Source organism: Pseudomonas sp. HMSC08G10 (genome assembly GCF_001808425.1).
In the GTDB taxonomy this organism is placed as follows: Bacteria; Pseudomonadota; Gammaproteobacteria; order Pseudomonadales; family Pseudomonadaceae; genus Aquipseudomonas; species Aquipseudomonas guariconensis.
Genome location: NZ_KV793311.1, coordinates 1 through 15,736 on the forward strand (window position 1 = coordinate 1; position 15,736 = coordinate 15,736).

17 protein-coding genes are annotated in these 15,736 nt (G+C 62.2%); 13 read left to right on the top strand and 4 right to left on the bottom strand.

Going from position 1 to position 15,736, the window contains the following annotated elements:
• Positions 1-137 precede the first annotated feature (137 nt).
• Both rhtA and HMPREF3173_RS14400 read left to right on the top strand, forming a co-directional pair.
• Positions 138-1,025, top strand: a complete 888-nt coding sequence (gene rhtA, locus HMPREF3173_RS14395; protein WP_070574052.1) for a threonine/homoserine exporter RhtA — start codon at positions 138-140, stop codon at positions 1,023-1,025.
• Between the two features lie 189 nt (positions 1,026-1,214).
• Positions 1,215-1,496: a hypothetical protein gene (locus HMPREF3173_RS14400; protein ID WP_043213898.1), complete on the top strand. Its 282-nt coding sequence runs from the start codon at positions 1,215-1,217 to the stop codon at positions 1,494-1,496.
• Between the two features lie 53 nt (positions 1,497-1,549).
• On the opposite strand, the gene HMPREF3173_RS14405 is transcribed toward HMPREF3173_RS14400, so the two are convergent.
• On the bottom strand, positions 1,550-3,358 hold the full coding sequence (locus tag HMPREF3173_RS14405) for an aminopeptidase P family protein (RefSeq protein ID WP_070574055.1): 1,809 nt from the start codon (positions 3,356-3,358) through the stop codon (positions 1,550-1,552).
• A gap of 175 nt (positions 3,359-3,533) precedes the next feature.
• On the opposite strand from HMPREF3173_RS14405, the gene HMPREF3173_RS14410 reads away from it, so the two are divergent.
• The gene (locus HMPREF3173_RS14410) at positions 3,534-4,646 is read left to right on the top strand and encodes a DUF3182 family protein (RefSeq protein ID WP_070574059.1); all 1,113 of its coding nucleotides are present in this window, start codon (positions 3,534-3,536) and stop codon (positions 4,644-4,646) included.
• Positions 4,630-5,400, top strand: coding sequence for an alpha/beta hydrolase family protein (locus HMPREF3173_RS14415; protein WP_043213893.1), 771 nt, complete (start codon positions 4,630-4,632; stop codon positions 5,398-5,400). The genes HMPREF3173_RS14410 and HMPREF3173_RS14415 overlap by 17 nt, the downstream gene beginning before the upstream one ends.
• Here the strand turns inward: HMPREF3173_RS14415 and HMPREF3173_RS14420 are convergent.
• On the bottom strand, positions 5,379-5,759 hold the full coding sequence (locus HMPREF3173_RS14420; RefSeq protein WP_043213891.1) for a hypothetical protein: 381 nt from the start codon (positions 5,757-5,759) through the stop codon (positions 5,379-5,381). The genes HMPREF3173_RS14415 and HMPREF3173_RS14420 overlap by 22 nt on opposite strands.
• Positions 5,760-5,847: 88 nt before the next feature.
• Between HMPREF3173_RS14420 and soxR the strand changes: the two genes are divergently transcribed.
• Complete coding sequence (gene soxR / locus HMPREF3173_RS14425) at positions 5,848-6,288, top strand: redox-sensitive transcriptional activator SoxR (protein WP_043213889.1); 441 nt, start codon at positions 5,848-5,850, stop codon at positions 6,286-6,288.
• A gap of 13 nt (positions 6,289-6,301) precedes the next feature.
• Here soxR and HMPREF3173_RS14430 read toward each other — a convergent pair whose 3' ends face one another.
• A complete protein-coding gene (locus tag HMPREF3173_RS14430) occupies positions 6,302-7,282 on the bottom strand; it encodes a GlxA family transcriptional regulator (protein WP_070574062.1) in 981 nt (326 codons plus the stop codon).
• Between the two features lie 82 nt (positions 7,283-7,364).
• Here HMPREF3173_RS14430 and HMPREF3173_RS14435 point away from each other — a divergent pair, with 82 nt between their 5' ends.
• A complete protein-coding gene (locus HMPREF3173_RS14435) occupies positions 7,365-7,922 on the top strand; it encodes a cysteine hydrolase family protein (protein WP_043213887.1) in 558 nt (185 codons plus the stop codon).
• Between the two features lie 4 nt (positions 7,923-7,926).
• Here HMPREF3173_RS14435 and HMPREF3173_RS14440 read toward each other — a convergent pair whose 3' ends face one another.
• Positions 7,927-8,490, bottom strand: a complete 564-nt coding sequence (locus HMPREF3173_RS14440; protein WP_043213886.1) for a helix-turn-helix domain-containing protein — start codon at positions 8,488-8,490, stop codon at positions 7,927-7,929.
• 84 nt (positions 8,491-8,574) lie between these two features.
• Here HMPREF3173_RS14440 and HMPREF3173_RS14445 point away from each other — a divergent pair, with 84 nt between their 5' ends.
• The 7 genes from HMPREF3173_RS14445 to HMPREF3173_RS14475 all read left to right on the top strand — a co-directional run bounded on the left by HMPREF3173_RS14445 (position 8,575) and on the right by HMPREF3173_RS14475 (position 15,733).
• Positions 8,575-9,525, top strand: a complete 951-nt coding sequence (locus HMPREF3173_RS14445) for a DMT family transporter (protein ID WP_043213884.1) — start codon at positions 8,575-8,577, stop codon at positions 9,523-9,525.
• A 150-nt stretch (positions 9,526-9,675) separates the two neighbouring features.
• Complete coding sequence (locus tag HMPREF3173_RS14450; RefSeq protein ID WP_043213883.1) at positions 9,676-12,591, top strand: monovalent cation/H+ antiporter subunit A; 2,916 nt, start codon at positions 9,676-9,678, stop codon at positions 12,589-12,591.
• Positions 12,591-12,935: a Na+/H+ antiporter subunit C gene (locus tag HMPREF3173_RS14455; protein ID WP_043213881.1), complete on the top strand. Its 345-nt coding sequence runs from the start codon at positions 12,591-12,593 to the stop codon at positions 12,933-12,935. The genes HMPREF3173_RS14450 and HMPREF3173_RS14455 overlap by 1 nt, the downstream gene beginning before the upstream one ends.
• On the top strand, positions 12,932-14,611 hold the full coding sequence (locus tag HMPREF3173_RS14460; RefSeq protein ID WP_070574065.1) for a monovalent cation/H+ antiporter subunit D: 1,680 nt from the start codon (positions 12,932-12,934) through the stop codon (positions 14,609-14,611). Before HMPREF3173_RS14455 ends, HMPREF3173_RS14460 begins: the two co-directional genes overlap by 4 nt.
• Positions 14,608-15,096, top strand: coding sequence for a Na+/H+ antiporter subunit E (locus tag HMPREF3173_RS14465; RefSeq protein ID WP_070574068.1), 489 nt, complete (start codon positions 14,608-14,610; stop codon positions 15,094-15,096). Before HMPREF3173_RS14460 ends, HMPREF3173_RS14465 begins: the two co-directional genes overlap by 4 nt.
• Positions 15,093-15,371 carry a K+/H+ antiporter subunit F gene (locus tag HMPREF3173_RS14470; protein ID WP_043213878.1) on the top strand — a complete coding sequence of 93 codons (279 nt, stop codon included), beginning with the start codon at positions 15,093-15,095 and terminating at the stop codon, positions 15,369-15,371. The genes HMPREF3173_RS14465 and HMPREF3173_RS14470 overlap by 4 nt, the downstream gene beginning before the upstream one ends.
• Positions 15,368-15,733, top strand: coding sequence for a Na+/H+ antiporter subunit G (locus HMPREF3173_RS14475; RefSeq protein ID WP_070574071.1), 366 nt, complete (start codon positions 15,368-15,370; stop codon positions 15,731-15,733). The genes HMPREF3173_RS14470 and HMPREF3173_RS14475 overlap by 4 nt, the downstream gene beginning before the upstream one ends.
• Positions 15,734-15,736 lie beyond the last annotated feature (3 nt).

Below are 15,736 nucleotides of genomic sequence, written 5' to 3' on the forward strand. Positions count from 1 at the left end.
CATTATAAGGGGATTCGAAACCCCGTCAACAGGTTTTTAAAAAAAACATCACCTTTATACTCTTGCGACCCACCTGCCCCATTGCGCACTATAGTGCGCACACCGCGTTACCCTCTCAAAAGGATTGCCTGCCCTAAATGAACATCCAGCCCCGCAGCCTGGCCGCCACACTCTTTCCTATCGGCTTGCTGATCATTGCCATGACGTCGATTCAATCTGGCGCTTCTCTGGCCAAGACCATGTTCCCTGTCGTCGGGGCCCAAGGCACCACCGCGCTGCGCTTGGTGTTCGCCAGTATCATCATGTTACTGCTGCTTCGACCATGGCGAGTGCGCATGAGCGCCGCAGCCCTGCGCAGCGTGGTTATCTACGGCTTGGCACTGGGCGGGATGAACCTTCTCTTTTATATGGCTGTGCGCACCGTCCCGCTGGGAATCGCTGTCGCACTGGAATTCACCGGCCCCTTGGCCGTGGCACTCTTGGCCTCGCGTCGGGTAATGGACTTTCTCTGGATCGGACTGGCAGTCATCGGCTTGCTGCTATTGATCCCGATCGGCCAATCCGATCACGCCATCGACCCAACAGGCGCTGCGTATGCCTTGGGCGCCGGGGTCTGCTGGGCGCTCTACATTCTTTATGGGCAACGCGCAGGGTCCGAACATGGCATCCAGACCGCCGCCCTTGGCGTGTTGGTCGCCGCACTATTCGTCGCCCCCATTGGCATCGCCCATGCCGGCAGCGCACTGCTGACCCCTGCCCTGCTTCCGGTGGCCCTCGGTGTCGCGATTCTCTCGACAGCACTTCCCTACAGCCTGGAAATGATTGCCTTGACCAAGATGCCCGCACGGACCTTCGGCACCTTGATGAGCATTGAGCCTGTCATTGCGGCGCTTTCTGGCCTGCTGTTTTTGGGTGAAGTGCTGACAATCGCCCAGTGGCTGGCGATTCTGGCCATCATCACTGCATCGGTAGGCGCAACGTTGTCCATGCGCCGGGAAGCACCGGCCGCCGTAGCGGCAGACTGACATGAGAAATCTTTTCATTTGACAGGGAATTTCCGATTGTCTCACCCTGCCTGCCTGACTAAGCTGTCATAAAAATTTGATCTTTACGCTATCTACTGTAAAAACAGGGATGTTGGAGAACCTTCAGGAAGAAAAGAGCGAAAACGACAGAGCCAGACGTGCTGGTCGGCTCTGCTTTTAAGGACAGGAATGAAACGTATTTTTCTCATCCTGGTCATCTTGGCCATTGCTGGATGCGCCGCCACCTCCAAGACGGAGGTGAAACGGGGAAAGAAGGGCTTGCACATCAACTGCTCAGGCTTGTCCTCCTCTTGGGACAAGTGCTACAGCAAAGCGGCCACCTCCTGTGGCAAACGTGGCTACAAAGTCATCGCCCGCTCCGGCGAAACCGATGAGGAGCCGGGCGACTACCTATTCGGCATCAACCCTGCCGGCTACACCAGCCGCAGCATGATCGTCCTGTGCAAATGACATGAAAAAAGGGCAGCCCATCGGCTGCCCTTTCTCGTTACTGCCCTTCCCCATCAAAGGGGCGCAGTGCGCGCCTCGAGCCAGGCTAGGGCTTCGTCCTTGAGCAACGGCGCCAGTCGTTCTCGCACCGTCGCATGGTAGCTGTTGAGCCACTGAATATCGTCCCGCCCAAGCATCTCGGGGATCAGGCAACGGGTATCGATCGGGCACAAGGTCAAGGTTTCGAAACTCAGGAAGTCGCCAAACTCACTCTTGCCAGCTTCGCGGTTCACAACGAGGTTCTCGATCCGCACCCCCCAGGCTCCTGGCCGGTAGGTACCTGGCTCGATGGAGCTGATCATGCCCACCTGCATGGCCGTCTGCGGCAGGGTCGCCGCCTGGTAGGCAATGACCTGTGGCCCCTCATGGACATTCATGAAATAGCCCACACCATGGCCAGTGCCATGCCCATAGTCGACCTGGTCGGCCCATATCGGCGCACGGGCGATGGCATCGAGCAACGGCGACAGGATCCCTCGGGGGAAGCGTGCCCGTGACAATGCAATCATGCCCTTGAGCACACGGGTACAATCCTGCTTCTGCTCGAAGCTGGGACTGCCGATCGGCACCATCCGGGTGATGTCGGTGGTACCCCCCACGTATTGGCCACCAGAATCGATCAGCAGCAGACCATCGCCTTCGATCACCGCATGGGACTGCTCGGTCGCCCGGTAATGCGGCATGGCACCATTGGCGTTGAATGCTGCGATGGTGGAAAAACTCAACGACACGAACCCCGGCCGACGCCCACGCGCCGCGCTCAACCGTTCGTCGATGGTCAGCTCGGTAATGGTTTGCTTGCCCAGGTTGGCCTCAAACCAGGCGAAGAACTCGCACAACGCCGCGCCATCCTGCTCCATCACCTGACGGATATGCACCAAATCCTCTTCACCCTTGCGTGACTTGCTCAAGGTGGTCGGATTGATGCCCTCGAGCAATTGCACATCGGCGCTCAGATGATCCAGCAAGCCACAGGTGACACGGGCCGGATCCACCAGCAAGCGGGCATTTGGGGGGATCGCGGCCAAGGCCCGGCCGATTTCTGCATAGTCGCGCACCGAGATCCCATCGACCGCGAGCACATGGCGCAGGTGATCATCGATCTTGTCCAGGCCGACGAACAGCGTCGCCTGTTCCTGCCCGATCAACGCGAAGGAGACAAACACGGGGTTGTAGGACACATCGCTGCCGCGCAGGTTGAACAACCAGGCAATGTCGTCGAGAGTGGCGATGAAGTGCCAATCGGCGCCGCGCTCAGTCAGGGTCTGCCGCAGTTCGGCGAGTTTTGCCGCACGACTGACGGTCGCATGAGGCGGTAGATGCTGGTAGACCGGATTGCCTGGCAGAGCCGGCCGCCCGTCCCAGACCCGCTCCAGCAAATCCAGATGGGTCAGCAAGCGTACCTCCCGGGCCTTCAGTCGCTCCTGCAACTGCCGGGCGGAGGCCAACGCCATCACTGCGCCATCGACGGCCACCGTTCCCTGGTACCGAACATGCTCGCCAAGCCACTCCAGCGCCCCCGGTTGGCCAGGCAGCAACTTCATCAGCTCGATGCCACTGCCCGCCAGTTCATGCTGCGCCTGCTCCCAGTAGCGGCTATCGGCCCAGAGCCCGGCGAAATCTGCGGTGACGACCAACGTCCCTACTGAGCCATGAAAGCCAGACAACCACTGGCGGCCTTGCCAGTGGCCTGGCAGATACTCGGATAGATGGGGGTCAGCCGAGGGGACCAGCAAGGCATCCACGCCTTCGCCGGCCATTATCTCGCGCACACGCGCCAGGCGGGCCGGAACGCTTTGCTGAATCGGGGACTGAATGTTCATGCGCACTCCTGCGGATACACCATCGGCTATTCCAAGCCGTTGATAATGGAGCAGCCAGCCATGCCCTGCAATCGCCGCGCTGCATCGGCGGGCCACGGCCATTGATCATGTCGGCTGAACTTTGCCCGCCCAAGTGCCTTCAGACTCCATACATCCCAGCGGACAGACTTCGCCTATGCCCCAGTCCAGCGACCCGAAAACCGCCGTTGTCCTGCTCGACACACGTGAACACACCCCCGAGCACGAGCACGCGGTCCATCTCAAAATCGCCAATTACCTGGCTCGACTGCTGGGTATCGATCGTGTGGAAACCCGACTACCCTCGACCAGCACCGGTGCCTTCTATTATCTGCCCACCGAAACCCTGGTTGATTCACAACGCTACCGCGCCATGGGCATCCTCGACGAAGACGACCTGTTTGGTGGTGTGGTGCCTTTCCCATTCGTGGCGACCAAGGCGATTTCCCACCCTTTGCCGGCCAATGCCAGCTTCCCGCCCGGCTGGAGCGACGCCTTCGCCCAGGACGCGTGCGATGCCCTCTTGCGTGGCTATACCGTTTTCAGCAAAGCCGACGCTCGGCAAGCTGCGCGTTTGCTGCTAAGCGAGGGGCCGCTGCGGGTCAAGCCGGTACTGGCCTGCGCCGGACGAGGACAGGCAGTAATCGAAAATGCACAGGACCTTGAACCGATGCTTGCGCAAATGGACGACAAGGCGTTGGCGCTCGTTGGCCTCGTGCTCGAAGAGCATCTGGAACAAGTACAGACCTTCAGTGTCGGCCAGGTGCGTGTGGGACAATTGAGCTGCAGCTACTACGGCACCCAACGCCTGACTCACGATCACTCGGGCACCGAAATCTACGGTGGCTCGGACCTGATCGTGGTTCGAGGGGGCTATGAGGCCTTGCTGCAACTGCCACTGGAAGATCATCTGCGTCTGGCGATCACCCAGGCCATGACCTACGAACGCGCCGCCCAGCAGCACTTTCCAGGCTTCATCGCTTCGCGCCGCAACTACGATATCGCCCGCGGTCTGGACGCGCGCCAGCACCTGCGCAGCGGGGTGTTGGAGCAATCCTGGCGCCTGGGCGGTGCCAGCAGCGCCGAGGTCCTGGCCCTGCAGGCCTTCGCCGAAGACCCAGCCCTGTTGCAGGTACGCGCTTCGAGCCATGAAGTCTTCGGTACCGCCAAATTGCCGGCCGACGCCACACTTTTCTACCAAGGAAACGACAGTGAACTTGGACAACTCAGCAAATATGCACGGATACGCCACCATGACCATTCAGAGTGAAACCGTAGAGTTGCAGGTCGAGGACGGCCGCATCGCCGGCACCGTGGTCAGCCCCGGCAGCAAGATGCCGGCCATTCTCTTCGTCCATGGCTGGGGCGGCAGCCAGCAACGCGACTTGGCACGGGCACGACAGATCACCGGCCTAGGCTGCGTGTGCATGACCTTCGACCTGCGCGGCCACGAGAAGACCGAAAGTCAGCGATTGACCGTCACCCGCCAACAGAACCTCGAAGACCTCCTGGCCGCCTATGACCGCCTGGCCAGCCACCCAGCAGTGGACCCGAGCGCCATCGCGCTGATTGGCAGCAGCTATGGCGGCTACCTGGCGACATTGCTCACCACCCAGCGGCCAGTCAGATGGCTGGCCTTGCGGGTCCCGGCATTGTATTGGGACGAAGACTGGGGCACCCCCAAGCAAGCCTTGGACCGCCAGCGCCTGAACAACTATCGCCAGCGGATTCTGGGCCCAGCCGACAATCGCGCCCTGGCAGCTTGCGCCGAATTCACAGGCGATGTGCTGCTGGTGGAGTCCGAGCATGATGATTATGTGCCGCACAATACGTTGATGAGCTATCGCTCGGCGTTCGTTGCTGCCCATTCCCTGACCCATCGCATCGTCGATGGGGCGGATCATGCGCTGTCCAGCGAAGAGAGCCAGAAAGGCTACAGTTCGATCCTCGCGTCCTGGATCGCAGAAATGGTCATCGGCGCCCGTCTGGACCGTTACCCGCATTACGCCCCGTGGTATGCCTGAGGCTCACCGACCTGGCAATGCAGACCGCCATCCTCGCCTCGTACGAGGCTGCGCAACGTCTGGAAGGCGGCGAAGTTCACGCCCCGTGCTTGGTGCTGGCACAAAAGGTCGAGAAACGGCTCCTCGACGAAGAAGCTGGCAGCCGCTGCCCATTCATGGCGTGATTGCCATTGCAGGTATTGGAGCACCCGACTGCCGTCATCGCTGGCTTGAATACTGACGCCAAGCAAACCGTCACAACGCACTGCCAGCTCTTCACTGCGCACTACCAAGGCATCAGCCAAGGCATGCTGGCAAGCTGCCGGCACTTCGTATTCAATCATCTGGGTAAACCATAAAGAATGGGGCTGAGCCGCCATGGACAGTCTCCTTGTTCCGGATGCTTGCTGCACGATGGCTAACAAGGCTAAAACCTCCAGTTAACTCAAGGTCAAGGGATTTTTTTCCATGTCTGGCACCCATCAGATGATGCTGAGCGTCGGCCAGTTGGCGGCCCGAAGCGGCGTGGCGGTCACCGCATTGCACTTCTACGAAACCAAGGGGCTGATCCACAGCACGCGCAACGCCGGCAACCAGCGCCGCTATCCGCGCTCGATGCTGCGCAGAGTCGCCGTGATCAAGATGGCCCAGCGATTGGGTATCGCCCTTGCCGACATCGCCAAAGCCCTCGACAGCCTACCCAACGATCACGTACCGACCGCCGAGGACTGGCGCCGGCTGTCGGCGCGATGGCGTGAGGACCTCAATCGCCGTATCGACGAACTGACCCTGTTGCGCGATCAACTGGACGGCTGTATCGGTTGCGGCTGCCTGTCACTCAAAGAGTGCCCGCTGCGCAATCATCAGGACCGCCTGGCCGAGGAAGGGCCAGGGCCGCATCCGCAATGACAACCGCAGTCTGTCATGCCTGGACGAAGCGCCGGCGGTAATCGCTGGGTGTCGATCCGGTGATGCGCTGGAAGACCTTGCGAAACGCTCCTGGATCCTGATAGCCCACGCCCCAGGCGATCTGATCCACGCTGCGCCGCGTGAACTCCAGTAGCCGGCACGCCCTCACCACCCGTACCTGTTGGCAGTATTCGGTTGGCCGCATGCCGGTCGCCGCTCGAAAGCGACGCAAGAAAGTGCGCGGCTCAAGACCTGCGCACAACGCCATGGTCGTAAGGTCCACCTCCTGCGCGCCACTGCCCTGCAACCAGTGCTGGACTTTGAGCACTGCTTCGTCGCCATGGTCCAGCCGCGGGTTGAAGCGTGCGCCGGGTGAGGTCGTGGCAAGAGGCTCGACCGCCAAATAGCGTGCGGTCTCACGGGCCAAGGTCGCGCCGAGAAAGCGCTCCAGCAGGCGCAGTCCCAGGTCGGTCCAGGCCATAAGACCTGCCGAGGTCATGATATCGCCATCATCGAGCAACGGCTGATTGGCCACCACCTCGATATTGGGAAAGCGCTCGGCCAGTGCCTGCGCATAGTTCCAGTGAGTGCTGGCCTGACGGCCATCGAGCAAACCACTGGCGGCAATGAAGAACACTCCGATGCACACCGAGGCAAGCACCGCGCCCTGCCCATGCCATTGGCCGAGCGCGGCGCGATGATGTTCGAGCACCGCAGGCCCGGGGGCCGACGCCAGGCTTGGCGGAATCACCAACGCACGTACCTCATGCGAAGGTTGCGGCAAGCTGTCATGGATAGCCCGAACCTGCCCGTCGCCCTCGACCTGCCAATGGCTGACGCGCAACCTCGGCAGATCGCCCGCTCCAAGTTCCGCGGCCACCCGGTTGGCTACCGCGAACAGATCCGTCAGGCCCATCACCGCCGCACCCTGGGCGCCGGGATAGATCAACACGCCGATTTCCAGGATGTTGGGGCTGTCAGTTTTTGCCGTCATTGTGTCGATCGCGCCAATCCCAGAGGTGGTCGTCCAAGCCTATAACTATCCACATCCAACCACTACTGCCATAGGAGGCAGCATGAGCAAGCAGGCCCTGATCATCATCGACATCCAGAACGACTACTTCCCCGGCGGCAAGTGGACCCTCGACGGCGCCGATGCAGCCGCCGACAACGCCGCCCACCTGCTCGATGCCGCTCGCGAGCGGGGCGACTTGGTGGTGCATGTACGCCATGAGTTCGACAGCGCCGACGCGCCGTTCTTCGCTCCGGCCTCAAAGGGCGCGCAGATCCATCCCAAGGTCGCACCAGCGCCGGGAGAACCGGTGGTGCTCAAACATCAGGTCAACGCCTTCCGCGATACCGATCTCAAGTCCCTGCTGGACGAGCATCAGGTCAAGGCCGTGACCATCGTCGGCAGCATGAGCCATATGTGCATCGATGCCGCGACGCGCGCCGCCGCCGATCATGGCTACCAAGTCACAGTGGCCCATGATGCCTGCGCCACGCTACCTCTGGAGTTTGCCGGCGAGCTAGTTCCTGCCGCCCAGGTCCACGCCGCTTCCATGGCTGCCTTGGCGTTCGCCTATGCCCGCGTCGCGAGCACCGAGCAACTGCTCGGCGAATACGGTGCCTGAAAGGTCATATCACCACATTGCGCACGAACCGCGTGGGCTCGCTGCCGTCGTTGCGATAGGCGTATCGGCAATTGCTGGGAAACACGTGGAACTCGCCGACCTGCAAGCGAAGCTCGCGCGATTCGATCAGTAGTGTCAAGCAACCTGCGACCACGTAGATCTGCTCGCTCCACCCCTCGGCGTCAGCGTCGCTGACATAGCACTCCCCTGGCGCCAGGGTCCACTCCCACAATTCGACTTCGCGCATGGCGGGGCTGCTGCCCAACAGCACGGCCTTGCTCAGTGGATGCTCGCCTGCCCAGGCCAGCTCGTTGATTCGGCTCGGATCGCGTTGTCCAGGCGCCTGGATAAGCGTGCTGAAGACCACTCCGAGCGCTTCGGCGATCAGGTCGAGCGTCGTCAGGCTGACGTTCTTTTCACCCGCCTCGATGGCGACCAGCATGCGCCGGCTGACCCCGGATCGTTCAGCCAGGGCCGTCTGGCTCAACCCCGCGGCATGGCGCAGTTGGCGGATGTTCTGACTGACATGTTGCAGCACCGAAGCACGGTGCGAGGCATCTTTGTGCACTATATTGCTCACAGATTAGGATTGCGCAGTATACTGCCCACTTTGCGGCGGATTGTGCGCCGCCCTCTTTGAGCGCGCAAGACCATGACTCCATCCTCCAGCCCGTCGAAAACCACCGTATCCCTGCGTTTGAGCAAGGCAGAACTGGTGCTGGTATTCATCACCATGCTCTGGGGTGGCACTTTCCTATTGGTGCATAACGTCATGACTGTCAGCGGCCCGATGTTTTTCGTCGGCCTGCGTTTTGCCGCCGCAGCGCTGTTCGTGGGCCTGGTGTCGGCGCGCTCACTACCGGGGCTGACCCTGACCGAGCTCAAGGCCGGCATGCTCATCGGCGTATCGATCATGCTGGGGTATGGCTTGCAGACAATGGGGCTGCAGACCATCAGCAGCAGCCAGTCGGCGTTCATCACCGCCCTTTATGTCCCCTTCGTGCCGCTGTTGCAGTGGCTGGTGCTCGGGCGTCGCCCAGGGCTGATGCCAAGCCTCGGGATTTGCCTGGCCTTCATCGGCTTGGTGCTGGTGGCAGGCCCTGATAGCGGAACCTTGAACCTCAGCGAAGGTGAGCTGCTGACCTTGGTCAGCGCCGTGGCCATCGCGGCCGAGATCATCCTGATCAGCCGGTATGCCGGCCAAGTCGATGTGCGTCGTGTCACGGTGGTTCAACTGCTGACCGCCTCGGCCCTGGCCTTTCTCATGATCGTTCCGACCCAAGAGCGCATCCCGGACTTCTCCTGGCTGCTTCTATGTAGCGCCATCGGCCTGGGCGCCATGAGCGCGGTGATCCAGGTAGCGATGAACTGGGCGCAGAAATCCGTATCCCCCACCCGCGCCACCCTCATCTACGCCGGCGAACCGGTGTGGGCCGGCATCGTCGGGCGCATCGCCGGGGAGCGACTGCCAGGCCTGGCATTGCTTGGGGGCTTGCTGATCGTGATCGCCGTGGTGGTCAGCGAATTGAAGATCCGCCGCACCGACGAGGGGCCGGCCACGCAAGAAAGCCGCGACACTCACGAACGCGAACCTGGCCTGTGAAGTGCCGCTCAGCAGCTATGCTTTGAAAAAAACTGTTATAAAAAAACAGCTTTTCACACCCCATATGTAGGAATGTTCAACCGCTTGCGTGTTGGTGATCAACTCCTCGGCACGTATGATCCTTGGCAAACTCCTCCAGATTAGAACGCTATGTCATTGATAGTGCTATTGCTTCTGCCGTTCGTGGGCAGTTGCCTGGCAGCCGTGCTGCCGCACAACGCACGCAACGCAGAGTCCATTCTCGCCGGGCTCGTCGCCCTGGCGGGCACCATCCAGGTAGCATTGCTGTACCCGCAGATCGCCCATGGCGGCGTCATCCGCGAGGAGTTCCTCTGGTTGCCCAGCCTCGGGCTGAACCTGGTCCTGCGCATGGACGGCTTCGCCTGGCTGTTCTCCCTGCTGGTGCTCGGCATCGGTACGCTGGTGTCGCTGTATGCGCGCTACTACATGTCGCCCCAGGACCCTGTGCCCCGCTTCTTTGCCTTTTTCCTGGCATTCATGGGCGCCATGCTCGGCCTGGTGATTTCCGGCAATCTCATTCAGCTGGTGTTCTTCTGGGAGTTGACCAGCCTGTTCTCCTTCCTGCTGATCGGCTACTGGCACCACCGCAGTGATGCTCGCCGGGGCGCCTACATGGCGCTTATGGTCACAGGTGCCGGCGGTTTGTGCATGTTGGTCGGGGTGCTGCTGCTCGGCCATGTGGTCGGCAGCTACGACCTGGACAAGGTCTTGGCTGCCGGCGACCTGATTCGCCAACATGCGCTGTACCCCGTCCTGCTTCCCTTGATCCTGATCGGTGCGCTGAGCAAGAGCGCCCAATTCCCCTTCCAGTTCTGGCTGCCCCATGCGATGGCAGCGCCAACCCCCGTCTCCGCGTACCTGCACTCGGCCACCATGGTCAAGGCGGGAGTGTTCCTGCTGGCCCGGCTGTGGCCGGTGCTTTCGGGCAGCGAGGAATGGTTCTGGATCGTCGGCGGTGCAGGCGCCATGACCCTGCTGCTCGGCGCCTTCTGCGCCATGTTCCAGAACGACCTCAAAGGCCTGCTGGCGTATTCCACCATCAGCCACCTGGGCTTGATCACCCTGCTGCTGGGCCTGAACAGCCCGCTGGCCGCCGTGGCCGCGGTGTTCCACATCCTCAACCATGCCACCTTCAAGGCCTCGCTGTTCATGGCCGCCGGCATCATCGACCATGAAAGCGGTACGCGTGACATTCGTCGCCTGAACGGGCTGTTCCGCCTGATTCCGTTCACCGCCACCTTGGCCATGGTGGCCAGCGCCTCGATGGCAGGCGTTCCGCTGATGAACGGTTTCCTGTCGAAGGAGATGTTCTTCGCCGAGACCGTGTTTATCAGCTCCACCGCCTGGGTCGAGGCCACATTGCCGGTGATTGCCACCCTGGCAGGTACCTTCAGCGTGGCGTACGCACTGCGCTTTACCGTCGACGTTTTCTTCGGCCCGACCGCTCAGGATCTGCCACACACACCCCACGAGCCGCCGCGCTGGATGCGCGCACCGGTCGAACTGCTGGTGCTGACGTGCCTGGTGGTGGGCATCTTCCCCGCTCAGTCGGTCGGCCCGTTGCTGGCCGCAGCCGCGTTGCCGGTGGTCGGCGGGACCTTGCCTGAATACAGTCTGGCCATCTGGCACGGCTGGAACGCCCCGCTGATCATGAGCTTGATCGCCATGTGCGGCGGTGTGGTGCTCTACCTGCTGTTGCGCGAGCAACTGCGTCGAGGCCGCTTCCCACACCCACCACTGATCGAACGCTTCAACGGCAAGCGCCTGTTCGAGCGTGGTCTGGTGCGCCTGATGCTGCTGGCCCGTCGCCTTGAAGGGCTGCTGACTACCCGCCGCCTGCAGAAGCAACTGTTCATGCTGGCACTGGCGGCCTTCCTCGCCGGGCTGCTGCCGATGCTAGACAGCGGCCTGAGCTGGGGTGATCGACCGAAAATCCCCGGGTCGGGCGTGTTCGTCGCGCTCTGGCTGATCGCGATCGCCTGTGCCATCGGCGCCGCTTGGCAGGCCAAGTACCACCGCCTGGCGGCACTGATCATGGTCAGTGTCTGCGGCCTGATGACCTGCATCACCTTCGTCTGGTTCTCCGCGCCTGACTTGGCGCTGACCCAACTGGTGGTCGAAGTGGTGACCACCGTGCTCATCCTGCTCGGCCTACGCTGGCTGCCACGACGTATCGAAGGTGTCTCGGCGCTAGGTGCTACTCAGGAGCGTGCGCGCCTTCGCCGCCTGCGCGATCTGCTGCTGGCCGTATTGGTCGGCGGTGGCATGGCCTTGCTGTCCTACGCCATGCTGACCCGTCCTACGCCCAACGACATTTCTTCGTTCTACCTCAGCCGAGCCCTGCCTCAAGGCGGCGGTACCAACGTGGTCAACGTGATGCTGGTGGATTTTCGCGGCTTCGATACCCTCGGCGAGATTACCGTCCTGGTGGCCGTGGCCCTGACCGTATTTGCCCTGCTGCGGCGCTTCCGCCCACCGAAGGAAAGCATGCAGTTGCCGGCCCAGCAGCGCTCGCTGGCCCCAGATGTGGTCACTGATTTGATCAACCCGCGCCATGCCACCGACACCGCCCTGGGCTTCATGATGGTGCCGGCCGCGCTGGTGCGCCTGCTGTTGCCAATCGCATTGGTGGTGTCGATGTACCTGTTCATGCGCGGCCACAACCAGCCAGGCGGCGGATTCGTCGCTGGCCTGGTGATGTCGGTGGCGTTCATCCTCCAGTACATGGTCGCCGGCACCCAGTGGGTCGAGGCCCAGATGAGCCTGCGCCCGCTGCGCTGGATGGGCACGGGCCTGCTGTGCGCCACCCTGACCGGTGCCGGTGCCATGCTCCTTGGCTACCCGTTCCTGACCACCCACACCGCCCACCTGCACCTGCCGGTGCTGGGTGACGTGCACGTGGCCAGCGCGTTGTTCTTCGACATCGGTGTCTACACCGTCGTGGTCGGCTCCACGCTGTTGATCCTCACTGCCCTGGCGCACCAGTCGGTACGCGCCTATCGCCCGGGCACACCCACGAAATCCAGCCAAGCAGGAGCCGCCTGATGGAAGAAGTCATTGCCGTGGCCATTGGCGTGCTGGCCGCCTCCGGGGTCTGGCTGATCCTGCGCCCACGTACCTACCAGGTCATCATGGGCCTGTGCCTGCTGTCGTATGGCGTCAACCTGTTCATCTTCAGCATGGGTAGCCTGTTCATCGGCAAGGAGCCGATCATCAAGGAAGGGGTGACGCAGGATCTGCTGCACTACACCGATCCACTGCCCCAGGCGCTGGTACTCACCGCGATTGTCATCAGCTTTGCCATGACCGCACTGTTCCTGGTGGTGTTACTGGCTTCGCGCGGCCTGACCGGCACCGACCACGTCGACGGTCGGGAGCGTGAAGAATGAGCCTGATGAACCAACTGATCATCGCCCCCATCCTGCTGCCGCTGGTGACAGCCGCCTTGATGCTGTTGCTGGGCGAAAAGCGTCGTCCGCTCAAGGGGCGCCTGAACCTGTTGTCCACGCTGATTGGCCTGGGCATCGCCATCACCTTGCTCACTTGGGTACGCGGCCAGGGTCAGGCCGAATCGATCGGCGTCTACCTACCGGGCAACTGGCCCGCACCGTTCGGCATCGTCTTGGTGGTGGACCACCTGTCCGCACTGCTGTTGACGCTCACCGGCATCATCGGCGTCAGCGCCCTGCTCTTCGCCAGGGCCCGCTGGGATGGCGCCGGCGCCAGCTTCCACGCCCTGTTCCAGATCCAGCTCATGGGCCTGTATGGCGCTTTCCTGACAGCGGATTTGTTCAACCTGTTCGTATTCTTCGAGGTCCTGCTGGCCGCTTCCTACGGCTTGCTGCTGCATGGTTCGGGTCGGGCTCGGGTCAAAGCCGGCCTGCATTACATCGCCATCAACCTGTTCGCTTCGTCGCTGTTCCTGGTGGGCGCAGCGATGCTCTATGGCGTGACCGGAACCCTGAACATGGCCGACCTGGCGCTGAAGATCCCGCTGGTGCCGGAGGCCGATCGCGGCTTGCTGCACGCCGGCGCAGCAATCCTGGCCATGGCCTTCCTGGTCAAGGCCGGTATCTGGCCGCTGAACTTCTGGCTGGTGCCGGCCTATGCCTCGGCCAGTGCACCGGTCGCTGCACTGTTCGCCATCATGACCAAGGTTGGCCTGTATGCGGTGCTGCGCCTGTGGACCCTGCTGTTCTCCAGCCAGGCCGGCGCTTCGGCGCACTTCGGCGGCCAATGGCTGGTCTATGGCGGCTTGGCCACTTTGGCGGTGGCGGCACTGTCCATCCTCGCCGCCCAGCGCCTGGAGCGCCTGGCCGGCCTGAGCATCCTGGTCTCCGCCGGCACCCTCCTCGGGTCCATCGGTTTCGGTCAGCCGATCCTCACCGGCAGTGCATTGTTCTACCTGGTGAGCTCGACCCTGGCCCTGTGCGCGCTGTTCCTGCTTGCCGAGCTGGTGGAGCGCTCGCGCTCGGCCAACGAGGCGCCGCTGGATGAAGAGGACGATGCGATTCCTTCGCCACTGGAGTCGCTGCACCCACCCAAAGGCATCAATCTGGATGACGAACAAAAGGCGGTGATCGGCCAGATCATTCCTTGGACCATGGCATTCCTGGGTCTGAGCTTCATCGCCTGCGCCTTGCTGATCATCGGCATGCCACCGCTGTCGGGCTTCATTGGCAAACTGAGCCTGATCAGCGCGTTGTTCAATCCCCAAGGTTTGGGTGTGCCGGCCGATCAGCCGCTGTCCGCCTCCGCCTGGTGCCTGGTGGCGCTGTTGATCCTGTCGGGCATGGCCTCGCTGATCGCCTTTGGCCGTGTGGGTATCCAGCGTTTCTGGAAGCCAGAGGAGCGTCCTTCTCCCCTGCTGCGCCGCTATGAATGCCTGCCCATCGTCCTCCTGCTAGGTCTGTGCATCCTGCTCAGCGTTCAGGCCGAACCCTTGCTGCGCTACACCCAGGACACCGCCGCCAGCCTGCAAACGCCCGATACTTACATCCAGGCGGTGATGGCGACGCGTCCGGTCCCTGGCCCGACCACCGCCGACATACAGGTGCAGCCATGAGCCGACTGATTCCCGCCCCGCTGCTGTCGTTGTCGCTGTTTGCCCTGTGGCTGCTGCTCAACCTGTCAGTCAGCCCCGGCAACCTGTTGCTCGGTGCTGCCCTGGGTATCCTTGCGCCCCTGCTGATGGCCCCGCTGCGTCCCCAGCACGCCCATGTCCGGCGGCCGTGGGCGGTGGTGCGGCTGATCTGTCGTGTCGGTCTGGATGTCATCCATTCCAACCTGCTGGTGGCCCGCGGTGTGCTGTGCGCCGGCCATCGCCCGCCGCGCTCGGCATTCGTCCATATTCCCCTGGCGCTGCGCGATGCCCATGGTCTGGCGGCGTTGTCGATGATCACGACGGTGGTACCAGGCACGGTCTGGTCGGAGCTGGCGCTGGACCGCAGCGTCTTGTTGCTGCATGTGTTCGATCTGGAGGACGAAGCGGCTTTCATCGAGCACTTCAAGCACACCTACGAGCGCCCGCTGATGGAGATTTTCGAATGACCGGCCTGCTTGCCAACGCCGTCCTCGCCAGCCTGTTCATCTTTGCCATCGCCATGGCATTGGCACTGGTCAGGCTGTTCCGTGGTCCCTCTGCTCAAGACCGGGTCCTGGCACTGGACTACCTCTATATCCTAGGCATGCTGATGATGTTGGTCCTGGGTATCCGCTATGCCAGCGACACTTATTTCGAAGGCGCCTTGCTGATCGCGCTGTTCGGCTTCGTCGGATCCTTCGCCTTGGCTAAATTCCTTCTGCGTGGCGAGGTGATCGAATGAACGAAGCCCTCGATATACCGCTCTGGCTGGAGCTGGTCACCGCCTTACTGCTCTTGGCGGGCAGCCTGTTCGCCCTGATCGGCGCTGTGGGAATGTTGCGATTGAAAGATTATTTCCAGCGCATGCACCCACCGGCCCTGGCCTCGACCTTGGGCGCCTGGTGCGTGTGCCTGGCCTCGATCCTGTATTTCTCCTGGCTCAAGCAAGGCCCGGTATTGCACGCCTGGCTGATACCGGTACTGCTGTCGATCACCGTACCTGTGACCACGCTGTTGCTGGCCAGGGCGGCGCTGTTCCGCAAGCGCACAGCGGGAGAGGCTGTACCAGAAGAGGTCAGCAGTGGGCGGGACGGCGGGAACTGACGC